22 protein-coding genes and 3 pseudogenes are annotated in these 24,666 nt (G+C 69.1%); 13 read left to right on the plus strand and 12 right to left on the minus strand.

What is annotated here, in order from left to right:
* The first annotated feature begins 86 nt into the window (after positions 1–86).
* The 5 genes from BYZ73_RS13555 to BYZ73_RS13575 all read left to right on the plus strand — a co-directional run bounded on the left by BYZ73_RS13555 (position 87) and on the right by BYZ73_RS13575 (position 5,600).
* Positions 87–758 carry a hypothetical protein gene (locus tag BYZ73_RS13555; RefSeq protein ID WP_112316359.1) on the plus strand — a complete coding sequence of 224 codons (672 nt, stop codon included), beginning with the start codon at positions 87–89 and terminating at the stop codon, positions 756–758.
* Positions 759–863: 105 nt separating this feature from the next.
* On the plus strand, positions 864–1,634 hold the full coding sequence (locus BYZ73_RS13560) for a DUF6478 family protein (RefSeq protein ID WP_146746302.1): 771 nt from the start codon (positions 864–866) through the stop codon (positions 1,632–1,634).
* Complete coding sequence (locus BYZ73_RS13565; RefSeq protein WP_112316361.1) at positions 1,631–2,050, plus strand: hypothetical protein; 420 nt, start codon at positions 1,631–1,633, stop codon at positions 2,048–2,050. The genes BYZ73_RS13560 and BYZ73_RS13565 overlap by 4 nt, the downstream gene beginning before the upstream one ends.
* Positions 2,051–2,534: 484 nt before the next feature.
* Entirely contained in the window at positions 2,535–4,559 is a 2,025-nt protein-coding gene (locus BYZ73_RS13570) for an NADPH-dependent 2,4-dienoyl-CoA reductase (protein WP_112316362.1), read from the plus strand.
* A gap of 138 nt (positions 4,560–4,697) precedes the next feature.
* Positions 4,698–5,600, plus strand: a complete 903-nt coding sequence (locus tag BYZ73_RS13575; RefSeq protein ID WP_108025153.1) for a LysR family transcriptional regulator — start codon at positions 4,698–4,700, stop codon at positions 5,598–5,600.
* A gap of 45 nt (positions 5,601–5,645) precedes the next feature.
* On the opposite strand, the gene BYZ73_RS13580 is transcribed toward BYZ73_RS13575, so the two are convergent.
* From BYZ73_RS13580 to BYZ73_RS13595, 4 genes are read right to left on the minus strand one after another with little or no spacing between them, the layout of a single operon-like run.
* Positions 5,646–6,650: an OmpA family protein gene (locus BYZ73_RS13580; protein WP_112316363.1), complete on the minus strand. Its 1,005-nt coding sequence runs from the start codon at positions 6,648–6,650 to the stop codon at positions 5,646–5,648.
* Positions 6,647–7,222 carry a peroxidase-related enzyme gene (locus BYZ73_RS13585; protein WP_108025149.1) on the minus strand — a complete coding sequence of 192 codons (576 nt, stop codon included), beginning with the start codon at positions 7,220–7,222 and terminating at the stop codon, positions 6,647–6,649. Before BYZ73_RS13585 ends, BYZ73_RS13580 begins: the two co-directional genes overlap by 4 nt.
* Positions 7,223–7,225: 3 nt before the next feature.
* On the minus strand, positions 7,226–7,966 hold the full coding sequence (locus tag BYZ73_RS13590) for a GNAT family N-acetyltransferase (protein WP_342768205.1): 741 nt from the start codon (positions 7,964–7,966) through the stop codon (positions 7,226–7,228).
* Positions 7,963–8,694, minus strand: coding sequence for a competence/damage-inducible protein A (locus BYZ73_RS13595; protein ID WP_112316364.1), 732 nt, complete (start codon positions 8,692–8,694; stop codon positions 7,963–7,965). The genes BYZ73_RS13590 and BYZ73_RS13595 overlap by 4 nt, the downstream gene beginning before the upstream one ends.
* Positions 8,695–8,802: 108 nt before the next feature.
* Here BYZ73_RS13595 and sfsA point away from each other — a divergent pair, with 108 nt between their 5' ends.
* The 3 genes from sfsA (at position 8,803) to BYZ73_RS13610 (ending at position 12,070) form a co-directional block, all read left to right on the plus strand.
* Positions 8,803–9,510 (plus strand): DNA/RNA nuclease SfsA, encoded by a 708-nt coding sequence (gene sfsA, locus BYZ73_RS13600; RefSeq protein WP_112316365.1) that lies wholly within the window; start codon positions 8,803–8,805, stop codon positions 9,508–9,510.
* Positions 9,511–9,577: 67 nt separating this feature from the next.
* Positions 9,578–10,456, plus strand: coding sequence for a type I methionyl aminopeptidase (map, locus tag BYZ73_RS13605; RefSeq protein WP_181498056.1), 879 nt, complete (start codon positions 9,578–9,580; stop codon positions 10,454–10,456).
* A gap of 81 nt (positions 10,457–10,537) precedes the next feature.
* Positions 10,538–12,070: an alpha/beta hydrolase family protein gene (locus BYZ73_RS13610; RefSeq protein WP_108025140.1), complete on the plus strand. Its 1,533-nt coding sequence runs from the start codon at positions 10,538–10,540 to the stop codon at positions 12,068–12,070.
* A 118-nt stretch (positions 12,071–12,188) separates the two neighbouring features.
* On the opposite strand, the pseudogene BYZ73_RS23825 reads toward BYZ73_RS13610, so the two are convergent.
* Together BYZ73_RS23825 and BYZ73_RS13620 are read right to left on the minus strand one after the other, a co-directional pair.
* Positions 12,189–13,326: pseudogene (locus tag BYZ73_RS23825) on the minus strand (IS3 family transposase); the annotation flags it as partial.
* A 66-nt stretch (positions 13,327–13,392) separates the two neighbouring features.
* Positions 13,393–14,670 (minus strand): glycosyltransferase family 2 protein, encoded by a 1,278-nt coding sequence (locus tag BYZ73_RS13620; RefSeq protein WP_112316368.1) that lies wholly within the window; start codon positions 14,668–14,670, stop codon positions 13,393–13,395.
* A gap of 148 nt (positions 14,671–14,818) precedes the next feature.
* On the opposite strand from BYZ73_RS13620, the gene BYZ73_RS13625 reads away from it, so the two are divergent.
* From BYZ73_RS13625 to BYZ73_RS13640, 4 genes are read left to right on the plus strand one after another with little or no spacing between them, the layout of a single operon-like run.
* Complete coding sequence (locus BYZ73_RS13625) at positions 14,819–15,595, plus strand: cephalosporin hydroxylase family protein (RefSeq protein ID WP_112316386.1); 777 nt, start codon at positions 14,819–14,821, stop codon at positions 15,593–15,595.
* Between the two features lie 13 nt (positions 15,596–15,608).
* A complete protein-coding gene (locus BYZ73_RS13630) occupies positions 15,609–16,784 on the plus strand; it encodes a class I SAM-dependent methyltransferase (protein ID WP_112316369.1) in 1,176 nt (391 codons plus the stop codon).
* Positions 16,781–17,815: an ATP-grasp domain-containing protein gene (locus BYZ73_RS13635; RefSeq protein WP_112316370.1), complete on the plus strand. Its 1,035-nt coding sequence runs from the start codon at positions 16,781–16,783 to the stop codon at positions 17,813–17,815. Before BYZ73_RS13630 ends, BYZ73_RS13635 begins: the two co-directional genes overlap by 4 nt.
* Complete coding sequence (locus BYZ73_RS13640; RefSeq protein WP_181498059.1) at positions 17,812–19,041, plus strand: NAD-dependent epimerase/dehydratase family protein; 1,230 nt, start codon at positions 17,812–17,814, stop codon at positions 19,039–19,041. Before BYZ73_RS13635 ends, BYZ73_RS13640 begins: the two co-directional genes overlap by 4 nt.
* 178 nt (positions 19,042–19,219) lie before the next feature.
* On the opposite strand, the gene BYZ73_RS13645 is transcribed toward BYZ73_RS13640, so the two are convergent.
* The 4 genes from BYZ73_RS13645 to BYZ73_RS13660 all read right to left on the minus strand — a co-directional run bounded on the left by BYZ73_RS13645 (position 19,220) and on the right by BYZ73_RS13660 (position 22,711).
* A complete protein-coding gene (locus BYZ73_RS13645; RefSeq protein WP_112316372.1) occupies positions 19,220–20,476 on the minus strand; it encodes an NAD(P)/FAD-dependent oxidoreductase in 1,257 nt (418 codons plus the stop codon).
* Positions 20,477–20,489: 13 nt separating this feature from the next.
* Positions 20,490–21,221: an amino acid ABC transporter ATP-binding protein gene (locus BYZ73_RS13650; protein WP_112316373.1), complete on the minus strand. Its 732-nt coding sequence runs from the start codon at positions 21,219–21,221 to the stop codon at positions 20,490–20,492.
* Entirely contained in the window at positions 21,218–21,874 is a 657-nt protein-coding gene (locus BYZ73_RS13655; RefSeq protein ID WP_112316374.1) for an amino acid ABC transporter permease, read from the minus strand. Before BYZ73_RS13655 ends, BYZ73_RS13650 begins: the two co-directional genes overlap by 4 nt.
* A 96-nt stretch (positions 21,875–21,970) precedes the next feature.
* Complete coding sequence (locus BYZ73_RS13660; protein WP_112316375.1) at positions 21,971–22,711, minus strand: substrate-binding periplasmic protein; 741 nt, start codon at positions 22,709–22,711, stop codon at positions 21,971–21,973.
* Positions 22,712–23,051: 340 nt separating this feature from the next.
* Here BYZ73_RS13660 and BYZ73_RS13665 point away from each other — a divergent pair, with 340 nt between their 5' ends.
* Entirely contained in the window at positions 23,052–23,561 is a 510-nt protein-coding gene (locus BYZ73_RS13665) for a cupin domain-containing protein (RefSeq protein ID WP_245943152.1), read from the plus strand.
* An 87-nt stretch (positions 23,562–23,648) separates the two neighbouring features.
* Here BYZ73_RS13665 and BYZ73_RS13670 read toward each other — a convergent pair.
* Both BYZ73_RS13670 and BYZ73_RS13675 read right to left on the minus strand, forming a co-directional pair.
* A pseudogene (locus BYZ73_RS13670) lies at positions 23,649–24,152 on the minus strand (ParB/RepB/Spo0J family partition protein); the annotation flags it as partial.
* Positions 24,149–24,664: pseudogene (locus BYZ73_RS13675) on the minus strand (plasmid partitioning protein RepB C-terminal domain-containing protein); the annotation flags it as partial. The pseudogenes BYZ73_RS13670 and BYZ73_RS13675, both read right to left, overlap by 4 nt.
* Between the last annotated feature and the right edge of the window lie 2 nt (positions 24,665–24,666).

Here is a 24,666-nt window from a genome sequence, read left to right on the forward strand (position 1 = left end):
AGACCGGGCGGGCGCCGGGCTTCAATGGCTTGTCTCATCGCCGCCCCGTCTCTATGCCGGGGCCCGAGCCAACGACCGAGGACCCGATGCGCCGCCAAAGCCCCGCCCTGCCCCGCCCGCCGCGCCGTGCCATTGCGCTGACGGCTGCGGTGCTTCTGGCGCTGGGCGGCTGCGTGCCCGGAGGGGACGGGGTGCAGCGGGTCACCGTGGCCGGGGACCGCGTGGCGGTCGTCGCGCCCTACGGGTTCTGCGTCGACGAAGGCGCCAGCCAGGACGGCGAGGACGGGGCCTTCGTTTTGCTGGCCAGTTGCGCGGCACTGGTGCGAGCCCCCGGCGCCCCCGTGCCCGCCGAGGACGCGATCCTGACCGTGTCGGTCGCGGCCAGTCCGGGGCCTGGCGGCAGCCCCGAGGACCGCGCCCTGGTGCTGCGCCGTTATTTCCAGTCCGATCTGGGCCGTGCGGCGCTCGCGCGCAGCGGCGAACCGGACGATGTCGAGGTGCTGGACACCGAGACCGAAGAGGGGCTTTTCCTGGTCAAGTCCATCGACCGCGGCCCGGGGCTGGCCGAAGGGTTGCGGCCCGACGCCTGGCGCGCGATCTTCGAGGCCAACGGGCGGATCGTCACCGCAGCGGCAACGGGCTTTGTCGCGCATCCGCTGAGCGATCCGGCGGCGCGGAGCCTGCTGCGCGATCTCGCCCGGCGCAGTCTGGCCGCAACCGAAGCCCTTCCCGATCCGGCGTCGACCGCCAGTCCGTAGGCCGCGCCGCGGCCCGGTCCATTTCTTCCCCAGCGTTAACCTTCCGGCATCCTGCGCGCGCCTAAATTGGCGGCGACCCGAACCCCAACGTGACCGATGCCGACCTTGTCCAAACGCGACTCGCTGACCGACCGTCTTCTGTTCCGTCCCGCCCTGGCCGCCTGGAGCCGGGCCGGCGACGCCGCCGACCACCTTGACGCGCCCGATCTCGCCGCCCTGCGCGGCCGTGCCTGGCGCCTGCGCCACCGTCTCGACCGGGTGATCCACACCGCCGACGCGCGGCTGGCGGCGCTTCATGCCCGGGCCGGGGCGCCGCGCCTGCCGCTGGGGTCCGACTGGGGGTTTCGCCCGGCGCCCTTCTCGGGTCCGGTCGAACCGCGCGGGCTGACCGGGGTCGGCAACGGCACCCGTCTGGGGCCGCGGGTGACGCTGTTTCACGACGCCAACCGGGCCGACATCGCCTTGCGCCAGATCGCCAATACCGGCCCCAAGGACAGTGCGCCCTATGGCCTGTCGCTGGAGGTTTTCGGCTTTGACGGCGGGTTCCTGTCGGTGGTGTTCGACCTGCCGCTGCGGGCGGTCGAGGGGTTGCGACGACGCCATCTGATCCGGCTCGAGGCCGCGCTCGAAGTCGAGGCGCCGGTCGACATCTTCGCCCGGATCAACATCCGCCACGGGCCGAACCTGACCCAGGTCGTGCGCGCGCTGCCGCCGCGCGATCCCCGGATCGCGCTCGATTTCGACCTTGCCGCCAGCGATCTCAACGACCGCCGCGCCGAAAGGATGTGGATGGACCTGATCTTCGACGGCCCCGGAATGAACCGCATCCTGCTGTCCGATCTCGTCCTCAGCCGCCGCCCGAGGGCCGAGGCGTGAGGCCCGCGAATCCGCCCCGGCTCAGCGGGGAACGGCTGCAGGCGGGCCTGTGGGAGGCTGTACTGGACCTGCCGACCGGGGCGCCGCCGCCCGGGATCGAGGCCCTGCATGGCGACCGGGCGTTGCCGGGCGTTACCGCCTGTGCCGACCCCGACCGCCCGGGGCGGCATCGGCTGTCGGTGCCGATCCCCGCCGATCTCTTGTCCGACGGTGTGCAGAACGTGCTGATTCGCGACTGCAACACCGGCGCCACGCTGGCGCATGTCTCGATTCTTGCGGGGGCGGTCTTGGAACGGGACGTGCGCGCCGAGCTTGACCAGATGCGGGCCGAACTCGATCTGCTCAAGCGCGCCTTCCGCGACCATTGCCGCGAGATCCCGCTCTTTCCGCGCGTTTCGCACCGGTCCGGGTCCTGACGCGGCACCGGGGCCGGTCCGGCCGCCGGGACCTGCGCGCTTGCGCTGGGTGGGACGCAGTTTCGAGCTTCGCCGGGACGGAGTTTCGTTCCGGTGCCTCATCCCGCCGAAGCAAAGCCCAACGGCAGCCCGGGCCGTTTGAGGTAGGCCGCCCGCCAGCCGGGCCTGCGGCGCCGTTTGGAGACAGGGGTTAGGCCGGTCGCGACGGACCGGTGCCTCCGGCCGGAGCGGGCGGCCCGGTCATTTCCGTTTTGCCTCAAAGGCAATCCGGGGTCGCCTGCCGTCCCTTCGGGGCGTCGAACGCCGGCCTTTCTTCACCGGCATGGCCTGGCGAATAGATCTCCATCGGAACGCCGGGCTGGCAGAGCCGCCGTGCACGCGTATGCTGAGCGGGTCCGCGTCCCGTTGGCGGGAGCCTGACGTCGGGTCCCCGGTGACAGCGGCGTGGCGGCGCGACAGTCTGTGCCGGGGGAGGACCGACGACATGACCGATTATCCGCATCTTCTTGCGCCGCTCGATCTTGGCTTTGCACGCCTGCCGAACCGGGTGCTGATGGGGTCGATGCATACCGGTCTGGAAGAGCGCGGCGACTGGGACCGGGTGGCCGAATTCTACGGGCTGCGGGCGCGGGGCGGCGTCGGACTGATCGTGACCGGCGGCATGGCACCCAACCCCGAGGGCGGTGTGTTTCCGGGCGCGGCCGGGCTTTACAGCGCCGAGGACATCGCCAATCACCGCCGGGTGACGGACCGCGTCCATGCCGAGGGCGGGCGGATCGCGATGCAGATCCTGCATGCGGGCCGCTATGCCTACAGCCCCGATTGCGTGGCGCCCAGCGCGGTCAAGTCTCCGATCTCGCCCTTTCCGCCGGAGGCGCTGGACGAGGCCGGGATCGAGAAACAGATCGCCGATATCGCCACCGCCGCCGCCCGTGCCCGCGAGGCCGGCTATGACGGGGTCGAGGTGATGGGGTCCGAAGGCTATTTCCTGAACCAGTTCCTGGTGCGCCACACCAATCGCCGCGAGGATGGCTGGGGCGGCAGCTATGAAAACCGGATGCGCCTGCCGCTGGAGGTCGTGGCCCGGGTCCGGGCCGCGGTGGGTCCCGACTTCATCCTGATCTACCGGCTCTCGATGATCGATCTGGTGCCCGACGGGTCCAGTTTCGATGAGGTGGTCGAGCTCGCGCAGCGGGTCGAGGTGGCGGGCGCCACGATCCTCAATACCGGCATCGGCTGGCACGAGGCGCGGGTGCCGACCATCGCGACCTCGGTGCCGCGGGCGGGCTTTGCCTGGGTCACGCAAAAGCTGATGGGCAAGGTCGGTATCCCGGTCGTGACCTCGAACCGGATCAACACGCCCGAGATCGCCGAGGGGCTGCTGGCCGGGGGCGCGGCCGACATGGTCTCGATGGCGCGGCCCTTCCTGGCCGACCCCGATTTCGTCGCCAAGGCGCGGTCGGGCCGGGCGCGCGAAATCGCGCCCTGCATCGCCTGCAATCAGGCCTGTCTGGACCATACCTTCAGCGGCAAGATCTCGACCTGCCTCGTCAACCCGCGCGCCTGTTTCGAAACGGAACTGCGTTACGAGACGGCCGCCGCCCCGCGCCGGATCGCGGTCGTGGGCGCGGGGCCTGCGGGCCTGTCGGCGGCGCTGGTCGCGGCCGGGCGCGGCCATGCGGTGACGCTGTTCGACAAGGCCGGGGCGCTGGGCGGGCAGCTCAACATGGCGCGGCGCATTCCCGGCAAGGAAGAGTTCGACGGGCTGGTCGACTGGTTCGCCACCATGGTCGCGCGGGAGGGCATCGCGCTGAAGCTGGGGGTGGAGGCCGGGGTCGAGGATCTTCTGTCCTATGATGCGGTGGTGCTGGCGACCGGCGTCCAGCCGCGCGATCCGGGCATCGCGGGCCAGGACCTGCCGCATGTGATCTCTTATGTCGATCTGCTGGCGGGCCGGGCCGAGGCAGGGCCGCGCGTCGCGGTGGTTGGGGCGGGCGGTATCGGCTTCGATGTCGCCGAATATCTGGTCACCGGCGACAGCCCGACCTGCGACCCGGCGCTCTGGCGTGCCGAATGGGGGGTGGCCGATCCCGCGACCCATCGTGGCGGGCTGGCGCCCGAGGGTCCCCGGCCCGAGCCGCCGTGCCGCGCGGTCACGCTGTTGCAGCGCAAGGCCGAAAAGCCCGGCAAGCGGTTGGGCAAGACCACCGGCTGGATCCACCGCGCCGCTTTGCAGATGAAGGGCGTGACCATGCTGTCGGGCGTCAGTTACGATCGCATCACCCCCGAGGGGATCGAGATCAGCCTTGGCCCGGATCTGTGCGAGCGGCGCCTGATCGCGGTCGATACGGTAGTGCTATGCGCCGGGCAGGAGCCCGAGCGAAGGCTGGCGGCAGAGCTGGAAGCGGCGGGCATCGCCTATCACCTGATCGGCGGGGCGGATGTGGCGGCCGAGCTCGATGCCAAGCGCGCCATCGACCAGGGCGCGCGTCTGGCGGCCACGCTCTGACCCCGGGCGCCTGTTTCCGATGGGACGACGATCCGTCCCGTTACCAAAGTATTGTCTGGGGCCTTCCCAATTCCTGCCCGATTCCGGCGGCATCTTGCGAAACGGTGGTAAGATGGGCATGCGAGCAAGGAAGAACCTATGGACAGACTGACCGAGATGGAGGCGTTTGCCACCGTCGTGGATCAAGGCGGCTTCACCGATGCCGCCAGGAAGATGGGCATTTCGAAATCGGCCGTGTCCAAGCACGTCTCGTCGCTTGAGGCGCGGCTGGGCGCGCGGCTTCTGAACCGCACGACGCGGCGCGTCAGCCCGACCGAGATCGGTCTGGCCTATTACGACCGCGCACGGCGGGTGCTGAACGATGCGGGCGAGGCCGATGCACTGGTCACGGCGATGCAGTCGGCGCCTTCGGGGCTCTTGCGGATCTCGGTCGCGACCGATTTCGGGGTCAATCACCTGTCGCCGCTTCTGGGCGAGTTCCTGCAGCAATATCCCGACATCACCATCAACATGGTGCTGAACAACCGCTTCGTCGAACTGATCTCGGAAGGCTTCGACATGGCGATCCGGGTGGGCGAACTGGAAGACAGCACCTTGCGGGCGCGCAAGCTGGCTGACACCACCAAGCGGATGATCGGCTCGCCCGCCTATTTCCAGAAATTCGGGCGCCCGCAGAAGATCGACGACCTGAACGAACACAAGCTCTTGCACTATTCCAACCAGGCCAGCGGCAATGTCTGGAAGATCACCGCGCCCTCGGGCGAAAAGCGGCAGGTGCGCACCGCGGGCTGGCTGACGGTGAATGACGGCCAGTCGCTGCTGAACGCCGCGATCGCCGGGCTTGGCATCGCCTACCTGCCGAGCTTCCTGTTCAAGGAAGCGAAGGAAAAGGGGCTGGTCGAAGAGGCAATCCCGGGCCTGCCGATGGAACGGCTGGGCATCTATGCGGTCTATCCGCCGGGGCGGTTCACGCAGCCCAAGGTGCGGGCCTTCATCGACTTCCTCATCACCCATTTCGACGGCGACGACATCATGATCTGAGCGCGGCATCCCGCCGTGTCCCGCCATGCCCGGCTGTGCCGGTGGCTATTGCGCCGTGTCGAGCACCGCCTCGACGCGGCGGTTTTCCCTGCGGCCGCTGTCGGTCGCGTTGCTGGCGAGCGGCGCAAGAAAGCCGACGCCCTCGGCCGCCACCCGGTCGGCGGGAACGCCCAGCGTCGCCACCAGATAGCTGCGCACCGCTTCGGCGCGCTTCTTCGACAGCGCGATATTCCCGGCCAGCCCGCCTTCGGTGTCGGTATGGCCCACCAGCACGATCCGGGCCCGGGGATGGGCGCGCAGATAGTCGGCAAGCGTGTCCAGCGCGGGGAAGGGGCCGCCGTCGAGGTTTGAGGCGCCGGTGGCGAAATCGACCCCGGCCAGCACCGCGCGTCCGTCGCGGTCGAGCCGGTCGGCCAGCGTGCCTTCCGCATCCCCGGTCGCCGGTTCCGCAGGCGCGTCGATCAGCGGCAGCGCCGCCGGGTCGGGCGACTTGGTGGACTGGACGGGCGGCGGCGTTTCGGGGCGGCCGACGCGGGTCACCTGCACGAAGGCGCGCTCTTCCGAGCGGCTGACCATCAGGCTGACATAGTCGGTGCCGTCGGGGCGCACCTTCTCGGCCAGCAGATACCGGAAATCGCCCAGATCGACATGCATCGCCGGTTCGGGCAGGGTGTCGGTGGCAAAGCGGAAGTCGAACCCGCCACAGCCCGCGGCCGCGCATTGGAAGGCGATCCGGTAGCCGCCCGCGATCAGCTGGGCCTTCAGCCCGTCGATCACCTGCAAGGTGCCTTGCCCGTCCAGCGGGGCCTGCCAGACCAGCCGACGGATCGCACCCTCGGCCCGCAGCGTCGGCACGGTCTGGCCGTCATAGGGGGCGGTCGGCAGCCGCAGGCTCGACTCGGCCTCGGTCTCGTCGGCGGCCACGGTCGCGGTCTCGGGCAGCGCGGGCACCTCTGCCGGCGCGCGCCCGGGCCAAAGCGCCAGAACCAGTGCCGGAGCCAGCACCGGCAGCAGGGCCGGAACCCGCGCCAGCGGGGCGGGCGGGGTCATCGATGTGCCCCGTGATAGGCGGGGTTCGGCTCCATCCCCGAGGCCGAGGCGACCCGGTTGGTCATGTTGAAGAACCCGGCCACGGCGGCGATGTCCCAGATGTCGCGGTCGGAAAAGCCCGCCGCGCGCAACGCCTGGCGGTCGGGCTCTTCGACCCGGTGGCTGGCCTCGGTCAGCTTGGCCGCGAAATCCAGCATGGCGCGCTGGCGCGGGCTCAGCGGCGCGACGCGGTAGTTCATCACCAGCGCCTCGCCCAGTGGCGGATCGCCCGACAGCTCGCGCACGGCGGCGCCATGGGCCACCTGACAATACCAGCAGCGGTTGATCGACGAGACCACGACCGCGATCATTTCACGCTCGAGCTTGGACAGCCCGCTGTCGCCCAGCATCAGGTCGTTATACATCGCCGTGAAGGCGTTCAGCTTGCCGATGTCGAAGGCATAGGCGGCCAGCACGTTCGGCACGAGGCCAAGCCGCTCCGCGCAGAGGTCGAAATACCGCTGCGTTTCGGCCGGCAACGGGTCCACAGCCGGCAGGTCGAGTGCCGTCGGACGGGGCGCGTCATGGGTCACTGCTCAGGCCTTTTGCGGCGCGATCGTTCGATAGTGATACTGTCCCACATCCGTCATGTTCAGGGAAGCATAGAGAGCGCGGGCCGCGTGATTGTGGTCTGTAACCAGCACGTTAAGCGATGTGGCCCCCTGATCTTGGGCCCATTGTGCGGCGGCCCGCATCATGTTGACGGCGGTTCCCTGCCGACGATGCTCGGGCGAGACCGCGACCGCATGCACGAAGGCCATGTCGCGGTCGAGCGCGGCGAAGGCCACGCCCGCGGCGCGGTCCTTTCGCCGTCCCAGAATGGCGGTCTTCGGCCCCTGAACCCGGGCCATCACCGCGCGCCGGGCCGGGCCGATGCCGTTTTCCGCCCAGAGCTCGTCCATGATCGCGAGCGGCTCCCAGAGCGTGAAGGCCGACACGGGCGGCGGCGGTTCGGCGGCAAGATCGGCGACCGCGCCCGACAGGATCGTCACCGGATCGACCACGGCATAGCCGCGCGCCGCGAGGTCCGCGTCAAGCGCGGTCTCGTCGGGCCGCACCATGAACAGCGGGGCCTGGCCCAGCGCCCGCATCCCGGCCTCGGCCTCGGCGACGGCCGCAGGGTCGAAGGCGCCGTCCAGCGTCGCGGCCGAAACGCGCTTGCCGCCGCCCTGGCCGTCGCGCAGGCACCAGGGGCCTGCGGCATGGCGGGCGGCGGGCGGCCAGGTTGCCTCCTGCCCCGCGAAAAGCTGCGCCAGACTCACGCCATCGCCACTCACGCCATGGCCTCGGGGAACAGGGCGCACAGCTCGGCCATGGCCGCGTCGATCCGCGCGCCGTCCGAGCCGCGGATTACGATGTTGGTGCCGTAAACCCCGTCGCGGCTGAACGGGTAGGATCCGATGGACAGATCGTCGAACCGCGCGGCCAGCCCGCGCAGCTCGCCCGCGATATCGCCTTCGGGCCGCTCGACGCACAGCGTCTGCGACATCAGCGGATCGCCCCCCGCAAGCGTCGGCAGCACGCTCGCGACCATCGCCTGGAACACGCTGGGCACCCCGGCCATGACATGGACATTGCCGATCACGAAGCCCGGCGCGGCCGAGATCGGGTTTGCGATCAGCGTGGCGCCGTCGGGGATGCGTGCCATGCGCAGCCGCGCCTCGTTCAGATCTCGCCCCATCCGCGCGCAATATTCGGCCAGCAGGGCGCGGGCATCCTCGCGCACGCCGATGCCGACGCCGAAGGCCGCCGCCACCGCATCGGCGGTGATGTCGTCATGGGTCGGTCCGATCCCGCCCGAGGTGAAGACGATGTCGTAATCGGTCCGAAGCGCGTTCAGCGCGGCCACGATCCGGTCCTGACGGTCGGGGACGATGCGGACCTCGGCCATCCGGATGCCGTGCTTGATCGCCTCGCCCGCAAGGTAATGCATGTTGGCGTCGCGGGTGCGGCCCGACAGGATCTCGTCGCCGATCACCAGCATCGCCGCGGTGGGGTTGGTCATGGCTGCCTCCTTGCCCGGCCGATCTGCCCGGTCCCGGTCGCGGGGAGCCTGTCTTGCCCTGTCCGTGCCCGGCTTGCCGGTTCTCGCCCTAGGGTATAGGAGCCCGCCATGCGCTTTCAAAGACCCCTCGTGCCGGGGCGGCTGATCCGCCGCTACAAGCGGTTCCTCGCGGATGTGCGGCTGGAGGACGGGACCGAGGTGACGGCGCATTGCCCGAACCCCGGCGCGATGCTGGGTCTGACCGAGCCCGGGCTGCGGGTCTGGCTGGAGCCCAATGACGATCCGCGCCGCAAGCTGGGCTTTGCCTGGCGGCTGGCCGAGCTTGCGGGTGGTCACTGGGCCGGGGTCGATGCGGGCCTTGCCAACCGGGTGGTGGCCGAGGCGCTGGCCGAGGGCCGGGTTCCGGCGCTCGCGGGCCATGACCGGGTCCGTCCCGAGGTGCGCTATGCCGCCCGCAGCCGGGTCGATTTCCTGCTGAGCGGCGCCGGACAGCCCGACACCTATCTCGAGGTCAAGAACGTACATCTGCGCCGCGAGGGCGACCGGGCCGAGTTTCCCGATTGCGTGACGGCGCGCGGCGCCCGGCACATGCGCGATCTGGCCGAAATGGTGGCCGCCGGGCACCGGGCGGCGGTTCTGTTTCTGGTGCAGCGGACCGATTGCGGGCGCTTCGGGCTCGCCGCCGATCTCGACCCCGGCTATGCCGAAGCGGCCCGGGCGTCGGCCGCGGCGGGGGTCGTTTTCCTGTGCCACGCCACCCGCATCGGCCCCGAGGGTGTGACGCTTGCGCAGGCGCTTCCGGTCGATCTGGGCTGAGGCGGACCGGCGCGACCGTTCCGCCTCTGGTCTTTGCCCGCCGGGGGGCGTATCTCTGGGTCAAGCCATGAAGGAGTGCGCATTGGACGAGAAGACCCGCGGCAGGCGGACGAAGGACAACATTCGCATCTACGACCCCGAGGATTTCGCCGGCATGCATGCCGCGGGACGTGTGGCGGCCGAGATCCTCGACGAAATCGCGCCTCTGGTCTTTCCCGGCCAGACGACGGCCGAGATCGACCGCGTCATCACCGATCTGGTCGAGGCCAAGGGATCGGTGTCCGCCACCATCGGCTACAAGGGCTACAAGCACGCCAGCTGCATCTCGGTGAACCACGTGGTCTGCCACGGCATCCCGGGGCCCAAGGTGCTGAAGGATGGCGACATCCTCAATGTCGACGTGACGGTGATTGTCGATGGCTGGTACGGCGATACCAGCCGGATGTATGTGGCGGGCAAGCTCTCGCGCAAGGCCGAGCGGCTGATCCAGGTCACCCACGATTCGCTGTTCAAGGGGATCGAGGCGGTCCGTCCCGGCAACACCTTCGGCGATATCGGCGCGGCCATCCAGACCTTCGTGGAATCCCACCGCATGAGCGTGGTGCGCGATTTCTGCGGCCACGGGCTGGGGCGGGTGTTCCACGCGCCGCCGAACGTGCTGCATTACGCGCCCTTCCGGCTGAACGAAGACGGCCAGAAGGTCACGATTTCGGGCAATCCGACCCGCGACCCGACCCCGGTTCTGGAAGAGGGCATGTTCTTCACCATCGAACCGATGGTCAATCTGGGCCGGCCCGAGACCAAGATCCTGGCCGATGACTGGACCGCCGTGACCCGCGACAAGTCGCTGTCGGCCCAGTTCGAGCATTCGATCGGCGTCACCGCCGATGGCTGCGAGATCTTCACGCTCTCGCCGGGCGGGCTTTTCCACCCTACCTACGGCTGAGCCGCCCCCTTTCCGGGGCGCGGCGCTCCGAACGACAATCAGGGCAGTCCGCCGGCTTCGGGCGGCGATGGAGGCGGTATCATGGTCGAACTCTTCGCACGTCTGACGCCGATGCGCTGGATCGTGGGCATCGCGGCGCTTCTGGCGATCGCGGTCTCGGTCTGGCAGCTCGAGTCCGAGCGGCGCGGCATCGTCATCGCCCCGGTGCCCGGCACCGGCGCGACGCCCGCCACGGTCTACCGGCTGAAGGACGCGCCGCCCGCCCCGGTGGTGATCGTCTCGCACGGCTTTGCCGGATCGCGCCAGCTGATGCAGGCCTGGTCGCTGACGCTGGCGCGCGCGGGCTATGCGGCGGTTGCCTTCGATTACGAAGGGCACGGGCGCAACCCGGTGCCGATGTCGGGCGATCTCGACAGTCCCGAAGGCACGGCGCTTCTGCTGATGGCCGAGACGCGGCGGGTGACCGATGCCGCGCTGGCCCAGCCCTGGGCGGACGGGCGGGTCGCGATCCTCGGCCATTCCATGGGCAGCTATATCGCGATCCGCGAGGCGCGCGACGACCCGCGGATCGCCGCCACCATCGGCATCGCGGCGGCCAACGACTCGATCACCGCGACCGAGCCGCCGAACCTGCTGATGATCAACGGAGAATGGGAGACCCGGCTGGCCACGGACCCGCTCGAGGCGCTGCAGCTGGCCGATCCGTCGGCGCAGCTGGGCGATACCGTGGGCGATCCGGCGACGGGCACAGGGCGGCGCGCGCTGCTGGCGCCCGATGTCGAGCATATCGGCGTGATCTGGTCGCCGACCGCGCTGCGCGAAACCCGGGCCTGGCTTGACGCAACCTTCGGGCGGACAAGCGGCGGGCCGGTTGTCGAGATCGGCGGCTGGATCGCGCTGCTGCTCGTTGGCATCGTGGCGCTGGCCTGGCCGCTGGCGCGGATGCGCGGCCAGACCGAGGCCCCCCGGCCCGCACCGCTGCCGCGCCGCCGCTTCCTGATCGTGGCGTTGCTTCCGGCGGTGGCGGTGCCGCTGATCCTGGCGCCGTTCCGCACCCAGTTCCTGCCGGTTCTGGTGGCCGACTACCTCGCCGTCCATTTCGCGCTTTACGGCGCGATGGTGCTGGCGCTGCTGGCTTGGTGGGGCGAGGTCCGCTGGGCGGGCTGGCGCGAGATCGGCCGGATCCTGGCGCTGGCCGCGCTGGTGGCGCTTTACACGATCGGGGTCTTCGGCTTCGCCATGGACCGCTACGTGACCTCGTTTTACCCGATCCCGATCCGGGGCCTGATCATCGCGGCGATGGCGGTCGGGGCGGTGCCCTACATGCTGTCGGACGCGCTGATGGTCGAGGGCGGCCGCGCGCCGGTCTGGCGCAGCCTTGTGTCGCGCGGCGCCTTCCTGGCCTCGCTGGGGATTGCCACCGCGCTCGACTTCCACCGGCTGTTCTTCCTGCTGCTGATCCTGCCGATCATCCTGATCTTCTATCTGCTGTTCGGCACCATGGGCGGCTGGATCGGCCGCGCCACCAACCGGCCCGCGGGCGTCGGGCTGGGGCTTGGCCTTTTTCTGGCCTGGGCGCTGGGCGTGACCTTCCCGATGTTCCAGGCGGTCTGATCGGGCCGCATCGCGGGACGCAGAGCGGGCTGGGGGTATTTGAACCAAGAAGAAGACACGGTTCGTCGAAAGCGGCGCATCCCAACCTGGCACGGACCTTTCATGTCGCGCAGCAGCGCCTGGCGATTGCGGCGGTCAGTGTCGGTGCGTCGTCAGCCGGTGTCTGGTGATCCAAAGCCGAATGCGGGCGCTCGGTGTCATAGTCCGTGGCCCCGGCGGCGATGACGACACGCGCGTGGGCCAGGTCGTGGCACATGGTCTCGTTGAGCGGATCGTCGCGCATCCGGCCGGTGACGCTTTCGGCGACACCTTCTGCATGGGCTCTCCTGGCGCGATGCGAATGCCATTCGATCCGTTTCTCGGAACACCGTCGCAGGATAGCGTTCGAGATCAGGTCCGTGCCGTTGTCGCTGACGATCATCCCCGGCTTCCCCCGGCGCTCGATCAGCGCGATGAGGTCACGCGCGACACGACGCTCCGAGATCGAGCTGCCCTGGGGCGACCCAAGGCATTCGCGGGTGACGTTGCCGACCATGTTGAGCACCCGGAAGTGCCGGGCATTGGTGCACTGGTCGTGGACGAAATCGCGCGACCAGCGCGCATTGGAGCGCGCCTCGACCGGGATCGGGGCGCGCGCCCCCAACGGCCTTGCGCCGAGCCTTCGCTTTGCGGAGCGGCGCCCCCTCCTCGCGGAAGAGCCGACAGATCCAGTTGATGCCGGACGGTTGTCCCTCTCGGCACAGCAGCACGAAGTGCCGCCGATCGCCGAACCTCCGGCGCGCATTGGCCAAGTCCCGCAACCGGGCGCGCAGCACCGTATCCGGCGCACGCTGCGCCCGGCAGCGGACCATCTTGCGATCCGCCCCGGCAATCCGGCACGCCCACCGTTCCGATAGCCCGAGCAGGAACCTCAGGTGCGCGACCGCGTCACCCTTCAAGGCAGGCGTCGCGACTTTTTTGAGACCGGTTCCTTCATCGCCGCCTGGCTCAGCATCTGCGCGGCCAGCGGCGTCATCAGCTTGGCGTTCTCGTTATCGAGCGTCTTCAGCCGCTTGGCCTCGGACACCGTCATGCCGCCGAACCGGGCCGTCCAGTTGCAGAAGGTCCCGTCCGAAATGCCGTAGAGTGCTGGAAACGGTTCCCCGGACCGTTTGCCTGAGGCTTGACCTGCGCCACGGGGTCGCGCGCGTCGCGCCCGCCTCAGGCCTGGCCAGGATGCCGGTGGACTGCTCGTCCGTTGCTCTCGTTCGCGTCATTGTCGGCCCTCAAGTCGGGCCGGACTGTCTTCGATGGTGGAGGAGAAATCCCCTGGCAGGTCAAACTCACCTCAGCATCTGCCGTGCCCGGGCATGCTGGCCCAGCACGTTCCGAACACGGCCCAGGGCTCCGGGCGGGCGGGCATCGGCGCGGTCGAGCCGCACCAGCCGGTCGAGCGTGTCGGCGGCCGCGGCAGCATCGGCCGTCATCCGCCCGCCCTCGAAATGCAGGGTGGTCGACAGCCGGCGGAGCGTCGGGCCGTCGGGTGCTGCGGGCGCGGGCGTGGCGGCGGCAGCAGCGGGGGCGCTTTCGGGGGCGGGGCCCTCCAGACGGAAGTCCGGGCCCAGCAGCACGCGGGCCAGCGCCTCGCACGCGCTGCGTGTCGGTTCCGCGAAACGGCCGATATCGGCGGCGATGCGGGCCGACCAGGCGGCAGCGTCGATGGTCAGCGGATACGCCTGAAGCTCTGCCGCGCATTGCAGGCAGTCGAGCGTCGCCATGCTCAGCGAGGGGCAGGTGCCCGGCAAGCGGCACAGGAACGGGTCCGCTGCCGTTTCGGCGATGAACCGCGCGAATTCCGAGCCGTCGAGCGCGGCGGTGGCGGTGGCGACCTTCTGCCCGACCGCGCCGTTCGACCGCGGCGAGGCCCCGCCCAGCGTCAGCGGCAGGTTGACCCGCAGGATCGGGCGGTCGCTGACCATCAGCGATTGCATCGCGGCGAAGACGTCGGGGCAGGTGCCGCGGAAGAACGGGCCGCCCGACCCGGCCTCGGCCCGCGCGATCAGCCGCCGCGACAGGCAGCCGTGGTAGATCATCCCTCCGTCATGGTAGCTGCGGAACTTCGCCCGGGCGAAGCCGTCCAGCACCGTGGCGGGGTCGAGCCGCTTCAGCCGGCCGTCCAGCGCTTGCGGCCGGGCCCGAAGCGTGCCCGCCGCCCCTGTCGCCGGATCGGGCCAGAGATAGGTCATGACCCGCCATTTCACGATATCGGGGTCGTGGCGCGCGATCAGGTCGGCCAGCACCCGAAGCCCGTTCGGCAGCACCGCGTCGTCGTCGCCGATCAGGACGACATGCCCGCCGGTCGTGTGCGACAGCGCGAACTGGAAATTCTCGCGCATCGACAGCCGCCGGTCGGACCGGACCGCGACGAGGCGCGGATCGTCGAACCGGGCCATCACCTCGGGCGTGGCGTCCGCGCTGGCATTGTCGGAGACGACGATCTCGACCGCCGCGCCGGCCTTGTCGGCGGCGGCGAGCGCCGAGCGGATCGCCGCATCCAGATAGATCGCGCGTTCGCGCGTGGGGATGACAAGACTGATGGCGGGACGGGACGCGGTGGACATTCGGGCCTCGGCAGATCGCGACGGCGCGGCGCCGGTCCGGTCGCCCGCGCGCCATCTCCTAGCGGGGACGCGGCGCCCTGGCAAGGCGGCGCCCCGCCCGCCCGGACCGGGCTGCCTTTACAACCAAGCGCCGAGCGACTACCAACCCATGAAACATGGGCTGGATGTGGGATACCGCAGGTTGGACGACCGTCAGAAATTCGCAGCCTTCCAGAAGGAAAAGGCGCTCGACCTGGGCGCGGCCGAGGACGTGTTCGAAGCCTCCAAGCACCTGGTCGTCCGTCTCAACGATTTCGCCTATGCCTATCAGTGGACGTGGTTCGGCGTGCCGATCATCCAGCTTCCGGCCGATGTGATGGCGACCCAGGAAGTGATCTGGGCGTTCCGGCCCGATGTCATCATCGAGACCGGCGTGGCGCGGGGCGGATCGGTTCTGTTCATGGCCACCCTGCTGGAGGCGATGGGCAACGGCATCGTCATCGGCGTCGACATCGACATCCGCGCCCATAACCGCGACAGCATCGAGAGCCATCCGATGGCCGGGCGCGTGCGTCTGGTCGAGGGGCCCTCGACCGCGCCCGAGACGCTGGCCGCGGTGCGCGACCTGATCCCCCAAGGGGCACGGGTGATGGCGGTGCTCGACAGCGACCATTCCCGCGACCACGTCCTGGACGAATGCCGGGCCTACGGGCCGATGGTGACCGAGGGCGGCTATCTGGTGGTGGCCGATACCCTGCTTGGGCATCTCGAACCGGAAGAGACCCCCACCGACCGCTCCAAGCTCTGGGAGCGCGGCGACGAACCGCTGGCGGCCGTGCGCGCCTATCTGGCCGAGGACGACCGGTTCGAGCCGGATCCGGTGATCAACGGCAAGCTGGTGCTGTCCTCGTCGCCCGGCGGGTATCTGCGCCGCATCAAGGCTTGAGGCGGGCCGGTGGATGACCAGCACGGCGATCACAACATGCTTTGCCTGCGGATCGCAGGAGCTTGAACCGATTTTCGCGGCGCGCGGCATCGGCTTTACCCTCGCGCAGCGCCCCAACGATCTGGCGACGACCTCGGCGGTGCTGTGCCGCGCCTGTTCGCACGTCCAGACCCCGCCGCTGGAGGACATCGCAAGCTATTACGACACCGGCTACAACTTTCAGCTGAACGACGCCGAGGAAGACGACATCTATGCCGTCGAGCCGGACGGAACCCGCGTCTTCCGCGCCGAACATCAGGCGCGCTCGGTCGCCGCGAAATGCGATCTGCACGACGGGCTGCGGGTGCTGGATTACGGCTGCGGCAAGGCGCGCACGCTGGAACTGCTGTCGCGCGCGCATCCCGGCATCACGCCGTTTGCCTTCGATGTCAGCGATATCTACGGCGCGTTGTGGAGCCGGTTCCTTCCGGCCGACCGTCAGGCGCCCTATGCCGTGCCCGAAAGCTGGGTCGGCACGATGGATCTGGTGCTGTCCTTCTTCGCGCTGGAACACACGGCCGACCCGCAGGGCTTCGTCCGCGAGCTTGCGCGGCTCCTGCGTCCCGGCGGCCGGGTGCATGTCGTGATCCCCAGCATGTACCGCAACATCAGCGACCTGGTGGTGATCGACCACGTGCAGCATTTCTCGCGGCTGTCGCTGGAGCGGCTGTTCGCCGATGCCGGCTATTCCGACATCCGCATCGACGCCGAGACCCACCGCGCGGCCTTCATCGTGAACGCCGTGCACGACCCGGCCGCGCTGCCCGCGCGCCCCGCCCCCTCGGCCGCCGATCTGGCCGAGACCATGGACAAGGCCCGCGCCATCGCCCGGCAGTGGCAGGACATCGCCACGCGGATCGAGGCGTTCGAGGCCGGGCATCCCGACACGCGTTGCGTGATCTATGGCAGCGGCGTCTACGGCATGTTCATCGCCTCGACGCTGAAGGATCGCGGGCGGGTGCTGGCCTTCCTCGACGCCAACCCGTTCCGGCAGGGGCGCGAACTGATGGGGATTCCGATCCTTGCGCCCGACCGGGTGCCGGAGGCGGCCGGGGCGGTCTATGTCGGGCTCAACCCGCAGGACGCGCGCGGCATCATCGCGGGGGTCGCGGCGCTGCACGACCGGCCGCGCTCCTTCTTCTACCTATGAGCCGGGACGCGCCCATCACCGTGATGATCGCGGGGATGGCCGGTGCCTCGCTTGGCACCGAGATCGCCAAGGCGCTGGCCGCGGCGGGCGGCTATCATGTGCTGGGCTGCGATATCTCGCCGCTGGCCTATGGCCATTTCGACGCGCATTTCGCCGAGACCTTCCTTGCCGAGCGGGACGATTACGTCGCCAGCGTGCTGCGGCTGTGCCGGGCGGCGGGGGTCGAGGTGCTGATCCCGGGCGGCGACCAGCCGGCGGCACTTCTGGCGCCCGCCGCAGCGCGGTTTGCCGAGGCCGGCATCCGGATCGCGCAGAACGCACCCGAGGTCGTGGCCGTCGCCACCGACAAGACCCGCTGTTTCGAGGTTCTGGGCGCAGCCGGCGTGCCGATCCCGACGACGCGCGGCATCGCCGCGCCGGGCGACATCGCCGGGTTCCCGACGCCCTGCGTGATCAAGCCCTCCAGCGCCTCGGGCGGCAGCGCCTTCGTCTTCTTCGCGCGCGACCCGGGCGAGGCCGAGCTGTACTGCGCCTACCTGTTGCGCAACGGGATCGCGCCGGTGGCCCAGGCCTATGTGCCGGTCGAGGGCGGCGAGTTCACGGTGGGCGTGCTGTCGGACCCGGACGGCAGCGTTGCGGGCGTGATTGCGCTGCGTCGGGCCTTTACCTCCAAGCTGTCGGTGCTGGCGCGGGGGCCGGATTTCCTGATTTCCAGCGGCTACACCCAGGGCCGCATCGAGCCCTTCCCCGAGGTCTGCGCGGCCGCGCGCCACATCGCGGAGACGCTGGGCAGCCGGGGGCCGCTGAACGTGCAGGGCCGCGTCGATCCGGACGGCCGGTTCGTGCCCTTCGAGATCAACCCGCGCTTCTCGGCCAGCACCTATCTGCGCACGCTCGCGGGCTTCAACGAGGTCGACCATTTCCTGCGCCGCCTGACCGGATGGCCACCCGCCGCGCCGCTGGGGCTGCGCCCGGGCTGGTACCTGCGCAGCCTGACCGAAACCGTCACCCCGGACGAGAAGCGGACATGATCCGCTGGATCGTGCCCGGCCGGCTGGCCACGGGGCCCGCCCGCGAGGCGCATCTGGAGGGCGCCACGCGGATCGACCTGCGCCACCTCGTCGATGCCGCGGGCAACGCCACCGATGCCGTCGCCCGGCATGTCGCGGATGGCGTTGCCGCGCTCGAGCGGGGCGAGACGCTGCTTCTGGTCTGCGATTTCGGCGTGTCGCGCAGCAATGCGGTGGCCGCCGGGGTGCTTGCGCGCTGGCAGGGCCTGCCCTTCGATGCGGCGGTGGCCCGCGTGATCGAGGCCACGGGCGAACGCGAGATCAAGCTCGACATGCTGGACACGGTGCGCGTGGCGCTGGGCGCGGCCCGCAGGCGGCAGGGCGGGCGCACGCTGGTGACCGGGGCGACAGGCTTCATCGGGCGCCACCTCTGCACCGCCTTCCCCGACCGGGTGACAGGGGTTGGCGGGCGCGAGACGCTCGATCTGCTGGCGGCGCCCGCACAGATCGCCGCCCGGTTGGGCGAGGCCCGTGCGGGCCGCGTGATCCACCTGGCGCATCCGCGTATCTACACCAACAACGCGGCCCTCGGTGAGGCGCTGACCATGCAGAAGAACCTGATGGACGCGGCCGCTTCGCTCGGGGTGCGCCTAGTCCTCGTCTCTTGCGCGGCGGTCTTCGCGGGCGGGACGACGACCGGCCCCGTTCCGCCCTCGGCCCCGCCATGTCCCCGGGGGGTCGCGGGCCAGATCAAGGCCTTGCAGGAAGGCCTGTTGAAACTGACGGTCGAGGCTTCGGGGCTGGAGGCTTGCGTGGTGCGTCTGGCCCAGACCTATGGCCCTGGCGGCCTGCGCCCCCGCCTGATCCAGAGCTTCGCCGAGGCCATCGCCGCCGGACGCCCGGTCACGACGCATCGTTTCGAGGACGGGCCGGCGAAGCTCGAGCTGCTGCATGTCGACGACGCGGTGCGGGGGCTGGTCGAGATCGCCGAAGCGGGCACCGCGCCGGTCTATCACCTCGGCTCCGACGACATCGCGACCCCGGCCGAAATCGCGGGGATGATCGCGACGCGGCTCGACCAGCGGCTGGACCTGGCGGAGTTGCCGGTCGCGGGGCGGGCCGACCGGGTCCGGCTTGACTGGTCGGCCACGCGCGACGACCTGGGCTGGCGCCCCCGGATCGCGCTGGCAGACGGGCTGGCCGAAACGCTGGTCGCGCTGGGGTTGCCGGGACATTCCCGAGACTGAGGTCTTCTGGACCCGAGCGCGTTATCGAACGGATGTGCGCTCTGGATATGCACGGATTCGCAAAGGTCTTTGTCGGAGCGCGGAAGATCTCGCTCCGACCCATACTGGGCGCGATGATAGCCGAGCGCTCGCACGCCTTTGCATCGCTGATGAAGGCCAATCCCATGCGAGGTCGGCTTCAGCGCTCCAGCGCGTCGCGCAGGCGGTACCAGGCGATCGCGGCCGTCCCGTAGCTGCGGTGAAACCGGTGAAACGGAAGCGGGTCGATCTTGCGGGAGGGAAGCGGCAATGGGGTGCCTCTGGCAAGGTGATCGGCCAGCGCCTTGCCCATCGCGGTGCCAAGCGCCACGCCCCGTCCGTTATAGCCCATCGCCACGATCATGCCCGTGTCCGGCTCGAACAGGCGAACGCGGTGGTCGGCCGTCATCCCGACCCGACCCGACCAGCGATACTCGACCCCAAGCCGGGCGGCCTCGGGGAAGAAGGCCCGCAATTCCCGTTCGACAATGCCGTAATCCGCCGGGGCCCCCCGATGCGAAAAGCGCCCGCGCCCGCCGATCATCAGGCGGTTGCCGGGACCGATGCGGAAATAGGTGCCGACGCGGCGGCTTTCGGAAACGACGGAGCGCCCGGGCAGGATACGTTCCAGCAGATCGGGCGGCAGCGGACGGGTCGCAATCTGGATGCTGTTGGCCGCAACCAGCGTCCTCTCGATGCGCCGATAGAGGTTCGGCGGGGTATAGGCATTGGTCACCAGAACGACACGATCGGCCGTGACCGTCGCCCCCGATTGCGTGTGGGCCTGCCAGCCCGTGCCGGTGCGGCGGATCTCGACGACGCGGCTGTGCGCGAAAAGATCTGCGCCGGTCCGCCGGGCTGCCGCCGCAAGCCCCCGGACATAGTTCAGCGGGTGTACCCGACCCGCCCGCAGGTCGCGCCAGCCGCCGCGGAACCGACGGGTTCCGGTGGCCTGAGCGATGGCCTCCGCATCCAGCCACTCGACCGGGGCGCCGCGCGCCTGCCATTGGGCCATCCGGCGTTCCAGCGCGGGCAGGTGACTGTCCTTGAGGCTGGCCTGGATCCAGCCGTCGCGGCTTGCGTCGCAGTCGATGCCGTGCCGGGCGACCAGATCGAAAAGGACATCGGCCGTGCCGCCCGCGAAGGCGGTGGCCGCCGGGCCGAAAAGCGCGTCCAGACCGTCGGGATCGTCCTTCAGGCCCGGAATGACCTGCCCGCCATTGCGCCCCGACCCGCCATGGCCGGGAGCCTCGGCCTCCAGCAGGGTCACGGCGACGCCCGCCTCGGCCAGATGCAGCGCGGTCGAAAGCCCGGTGAACCCGCCGCCGATGACCAGAACGTCGGTCCGGCGGCTTTCGGCAAGCGCGGGCAGGTCGGGGCCGGGGCGGGCCGTCGCGGCCCAAAGCGATTGCGGCATGTCGTCCACGGGATCAGACCGGATGGGTGACGCGGCGCAGGAAATCCTGCGTGCGCGGATGTTGCGGAGAGGTCAGGACATCGGCGGCCGGGCCCTGCTCGACGATGCGCCCGCCATCGAGAAACAGCACCCGGTCGGCGGCCTCGCGGGCGAACTGGATCTCATGGGTCACGACCAGCATCGTCATGTGCTCATGAGCAAGATCGGCCATCACCGACAGCACGTCGCCGACCGTTTCGGGATCAAGCGCCGAGGTGGGCTCATCCATCAGGATCGCCCGCGGCCGCATCGCAAGGGCGCGGGCGATGGCCACGCGCTGTTGCTGGCCGCCCGACAGCGCGGCGGGATGGGCGTTCATCTTGTCGGCCAGCCCGACGCGCCTCAGATGCTCCTCGGCCCGGTCGCGGACCTCGGCCTTCGGTTCGCCAAGGACATGCAGGGGTCCCTCCATCACGTTTTCCAGCGCGGTGCGGTGCGGGAACAGGTTGAAGCGCTGAAACACCATCGCCACCTGGGTCCGGAGCTGGTGGATCGACGGCGCGTGGGCATCGACCCGGGCGCCCTCGATGGCAATCTCGCCCTGCTGGTAATCCTCGAGCCCGTTCACGCAGCGCAAAAGCGTGGACTTGCCGGACCCCGACGGCCCGATCAGGCAGACGGTTTCGCCCTTGGCCACCTCGGCATCGATCCCCTTCAGCACCTCGAGCGAGCCAAAGGACTTGTGCACATCGGTAAAACGGATCATCGGGCGGCTCCCATCCGGCGTTCGACCTGCCGCATCAGCATGTTCAGCGGGATCGTCAGGCAGAGATACAGCAGCGCAACCAGGGTGAAGACGGTCATGTTGTCGAAGGTGGACGAGGCCAGCATCTTGCCCTGCATGGTCAGCTCGGCCACCGAGATCACCGAAACCTGCGAGCTGTCCTTGAGCAGCATCACCATGTTGTTGCCATAGGGCGGCAAGGCGATCCGGATCGCCTGCGGCAGCACCACGCGGCGCATCATCTTGCCGTGGCGCATGCCGATCGATTTCGCGGCCTCGGTCTGGCCCCGGTCCACCGCCTCGATCCCGCCGCGGAAGGTTTCGCCGATATAGCAGGAATAGATCAGCGCCAGACCGATCACCCCGGCCTGGAAGGCGGTCAGGTCGATCCCCAGCTCTGGCAGCACGAAGTAGATGTAGAACAGCATCACAAGGATCGGGATGCCGCGCAGGAACTCGACCACAAAGCGCGCGGGTCCCGCCAGATAGCGACGGCCCGAGGTCCGCAGAACCGCCCAGACCAGCCCCAGCGCCGATGCCAGCACCAGCGCCAGGATCGTGACCGCAACGGTCAGCCAGAGGCCCTGGGTCAGAAGCGGCAGGTAGTCCTGCACCCGGTCAAGAAGTGGCGCCATGCATCTTTCCGTTCATCTTTCCATTCAGGGGGGGGGCGGTTTCGGGTCTCTGGCCCCGGGGCGCAGACCCGCGCCCGGGGCCGGGTTGCGTGCCCGTCAGAGGCCGTATTTCGCGAAGATCTCGTCCAGCTTGCCGCTGGCCTTCATCCCGGCAATGGCGGCGTCGACCGCCTTCAGCAGATCGGGGTTGTCCTTCGAGACGGCCAGCGCCACGTCGCCCTTGCCCATCGGCGTGTAGTCCTCGACCATATGCACGCCGAGACCCGGGTTCTGCGAGACCTGGTAGGCGATGATCGGTTCGTCGCCCACCCCCGCCTTGATCCGGCCCAGCTTCACGTCGCGCATGATGTCGACGAGGCTGTCGTAAAGCTTGATCTCCTTGAAGATCCCCAGCGCCTGCAGCTTGTCGGCGAAGGTGGTGCCGATCTGGGCGCCGATGACCTCGCCCTTCAGATCGTCAAGCTGGTAGGCCGTGTCGTCGCCCGCGGCCACGAACAGCGCGTCACCATAGCTGTAGACCGGGGTCGAGAAATCGACGACCTCCCGGCGCTTGTCGGTGGCATACATGCCGGCCGAGATCACGTCGATCTTGCCGGTGGTCAGGGCCGGGATCAGGGCCGAGAACTGGGTGATCTCGAAGCTCGCGCCGGTGTTCATCTCTTCGGCGATGGCTTGGGCCAGATCGACCATCGCCCCGGTCGGCTGTTGCGTTGCCGTGTCGACGAAGGTGAACGGAATGCCTGTCGTGGTCACGCCGACTTTCAGACTGTCGGCCGCCTGCGCGAGGGATGCGACCATCGCAGCCGCGGCGGCGAGCATCGGGATTTTCAGTTTCATGAACGGGTCTCCTGTTGATGGGCGCCGATGCGCAGCAGATCCGGACAGGTTGCCCCGCATCTCCGTCGCGTCTCGATCTGTTATTTTTTCACGCTAGTGAACGTACGCCCCTTTGCAAGCAAAAATTCATGAGTCCTTCACTCAGGCGAAAAGCCCACGCCAGCGTCGGCCTTTTTGCTTGCGGGATGGCGCATCGAATGCATAGCTATGGCTTCACCTGCATGAACAAGAAGCGATGACCCAAACCGACCCCAACTCGCCCGACACCGATCCCGCCGGGACCGTCGAAGCGGACCTGTCGCTGGGGCAGGCGGTGCGGCGCGCCCGTCAGGGCCGCGACATGTCCCTAAAGCAGGTCGCGGATGGCGCGGGCATCTCTGTCGGCCTGATGAGCCAGATCGAACGCGGCATCTCTTCGCCGTCGATCCGGGTCCTGCGGGCCATCTGCGCTGTGCTGGACATTCCCGTCCTGTCGCTTTTCGTCTGGGACGATCACCTTTCGGACCGCGAGGCCCGAATGATCGTGCGCGCCGACCGGCGTCGGAGCATCGATTTCGGCGACCGCGGCATGGTGAAGTCCTTCGTGACCGCGCATGATGCAGGCACTCTTCAGGTGATGGATATCGTCCTTCAGCCGCGTGGCGGGTCGGGCGAAGACGCCTATCGTCATGCGGGCGAGGAATGCGGGCTTGTTCTTGGGGGCCGTCTGGAAATCTGGATCGACGGCCATGCCTTCCACCTGAACGAAGGCGATTCCTTCCATTTCGAAAGCGCGCTGCCGCACAAGTTCCGCAACCTGTCTGACGGACCGACGCGGGTGCTCTGGATCACCACGCCGCCTGTCTGGTAGCACTGCTTCCCGGCGTCCACTCCGGGTCGGGTCGGCGATCGCATCGGCGCACATGCATCTTTGTGCAGCCTGGCAGATGTCGACTGGCTGCCCGGAGACCGCGGCCATGATGCCGATCGCCTCGGGGCAGATACCGTTCAGCAGCGTCCGCTTTCGCCGGATCAGTGCCACATCCACATTCAGGGCCGCGATGATACGGGCCTCGGACGCGCCATGCCCGATGGCGCGCAGGATCATCTTGTGCTCCTGGATCGTGGCAAGGCGACCGATGCGTTTGTTGCAGGTGAAGGACGCGTCGTCGGTGGCGACCAGGCAGGTGACGGCGTCGGTGCCTATCTCCTTCAGGACATGGAGCCGGACAGGGCCGTCGAGCAGGTTGAAGGTGCCATCCTGGTGCCGTGCGTGCGCGATCACGCGCGGTTCGATCAGGCCGGTCTCGCGGATCGATGCGGCGATCTGCGCATATTGCCGACCCTTTGGAACCGTGCTCGGCAGTTGCGTCAGCGGCAGGATGCCGGCGATCGGGATCTGACGCGGGGTCGGCTCGAAGCCTGGTCCCTTGGGCGGGGGCGTTTTGGCCCGATGTGTCATGCCCGAGGTTCCTTGAGACCGTCGACCACCATGCCCGGCAGGGAAGCCAGCCCCTCGGCCCGAAGGAGGGTCACAAAGTTCCCGTCCCCGAGCTGGGACTGAAACGCCGCGTCGAGGAACAGCAGGTGGCCGCGCGTCGATTGGGCCCTGCGGATCATGTCCTGCTGGCGTTCTGCCTCGATCCGATAGGCCCGGACCAGCGCCGCCGATGTCATCCGCACCGCAGATCGCTTTGTGGGTGCAACACCTTTTTTCTTGCCATGCCGGTGGCGCAGTTCCACCAGTCGCCGTGCTTCCAGCAGCTTCTTGCCCGGCAATTCACCCGAGGCATAGGCTGCCTCCAGCGCCTTCTGCACATCCTTCTCTTCCGCCCGGGCGATATAAAGCGCGACGCTCAGGGGCATCCGGCCGGTTTCGACCGCGATCAGCAGTCGTTCCTCGCCGTTGGCGATCAACTCGCCGATTTCGTGAACGTACGACCATGACAATCCGGTTTTCTCGGCGATGTCGTGGT

This window comes from Rhodovulum viride (assembly GCF_003265965.1).
Taxonomy (GTDB): Bacteria; Pseudomonadota; Alphaproteobacteria; order Rhodobacterales; family Rhodobacteraceae; genus Rhodovulum; species Rhodovulum kholense.

Excerpts from the sequence above, each read along its gene's own strand:
- BYZ73_RS13555 (WP_112316359.1), top strand. The coding sequence starts at position 87 with ATGCGCCGCCAAAGCCCCGCCCTGCCCCGCCCGCCGCGCCGTGCCATT.
- BYZ73_RS13570 (WP_112316362.1), top strand. The coding sequence starts at position 2,535 with ATGACCGATTATCCGCATCTTCTTGCGCCGCTCGATCTTGGCTTTGCA.
- BYZ73_RS13575 (WP_108025153.1), top strand. The coding sequence starts at position 4,698 with ATGGACAGACTGACCGAGATGGAGGCGTTTGCCACCGTCGTGGATCAA.
- BYZ73_RS13580 (WP_112316363.1), bottom strand. The coding sequence starts at position 6,650 with ATGACCCCGCCCGCCCCGCTGGCGCGGGTTCCGGCCCTGCTGCCGGTG.
- BYZ73_RS13595 (WP_112316364.1), bottom strand. The coding sequence starts at position 8,694 with ATGACCAACCCCACCGCGGCGATGCTGGTGATCGGCGACGAGATCCTG.
- sfsA (WP_112316365.1), top strand. The coding sequence starts at position 8,803 with ATGCGCTTTCAAAGACCCCTCGTGCCGGGGCGGCTGATCCGCCGCTAC.
- map (WP_181498056.1), top strand. The coding sequence starts at position 9,578 with ATGAAGGAGTGCGCATTGGACGAGAAGACCCGCGGCAGGCGGACGAAG.
- BYZ73_RS13610 (WP_108025140.1), top strand. The coding sequence starts at position 10,538 with ATGGTCGAACTCTTCGCACGTCTGACGCCGATGCGCTGGATCGTGGGC.
- BYZ73_RS13620 (WP_112316368.1), bottom strand. The coding sequence starts at position 14,670 with ATGTCCACCGCGTCCCGTCCCGCCATCAGTCTTGTCATCCCCACGCGC.
- BYZ73_RS13625 (WP_112316386.1), top strand. The coding sequence starts at position 14,819 with ATGAAACATGGGCTGGATGTGGGATACCGCAGGTTGGACGACCGTCAG.
- BYZ73_RS13630 (WP_112316369.1), top strand. The coding sequence starts at position 15,609 with ATGACCAGCACGGCGATCACAACATGCTTTGCCTGCGGATCGCAGGAG.
- BYZ73_RS13635 (WP_112316370.1), top strand. The coding sequence starts at position 16,781 with ATGAGCCGGGACGCGCCCATCACCGTGATGATCGCGGGGATGGCCGGT.
- BYZ73_RS13640 (WP_181498059.1), top strand. The coding sequence starts at position 17,812 with ATGATCCGCTGGATCGTGCCCGGCCGGCTGGCCACGGGGCCCGCCCGC.
- BYZ73_RS13645 (WP_112316372.1), bottom strand. The coding sequence starts at position 20,476 with ATGCCGCAATCGCTTTGGGCCGCGACGGCCCGCCCCGGCCCCGACCTG.
- BYZ73_RS13650 (WP_112316373.1), bottom strand. The coding sequence starts at position 21,221 with ATGATCCGTTTTACCGATGTGCACAAGTCCTTTGGCTCGCTCGAGGTG.
- BYZ73_RS13655 (WP_112316374.1), bottom strand. The coding sequence starts at position 21,874 with ATGGCGCCACTTCTTGACCGGGTGCAGGACTACCTGCCGCTTCTGACC.
- BYZ73_RS13660 (WP_112316375.1), bottom strand. The coding sequence starts at position 22,711 with ATGAAACTGAAAATCCCGATGCTCGCCGCCGCGGCTGCGATGGTCGCA.
- BYZ73_RS13665 (WP_245943152.1), top strand. The coding sequence starts at position 23,052 with ATGTCCCTAAAGCAGGTCGCGGATGGCGCGGGCATCTCTGTCGGCCTG.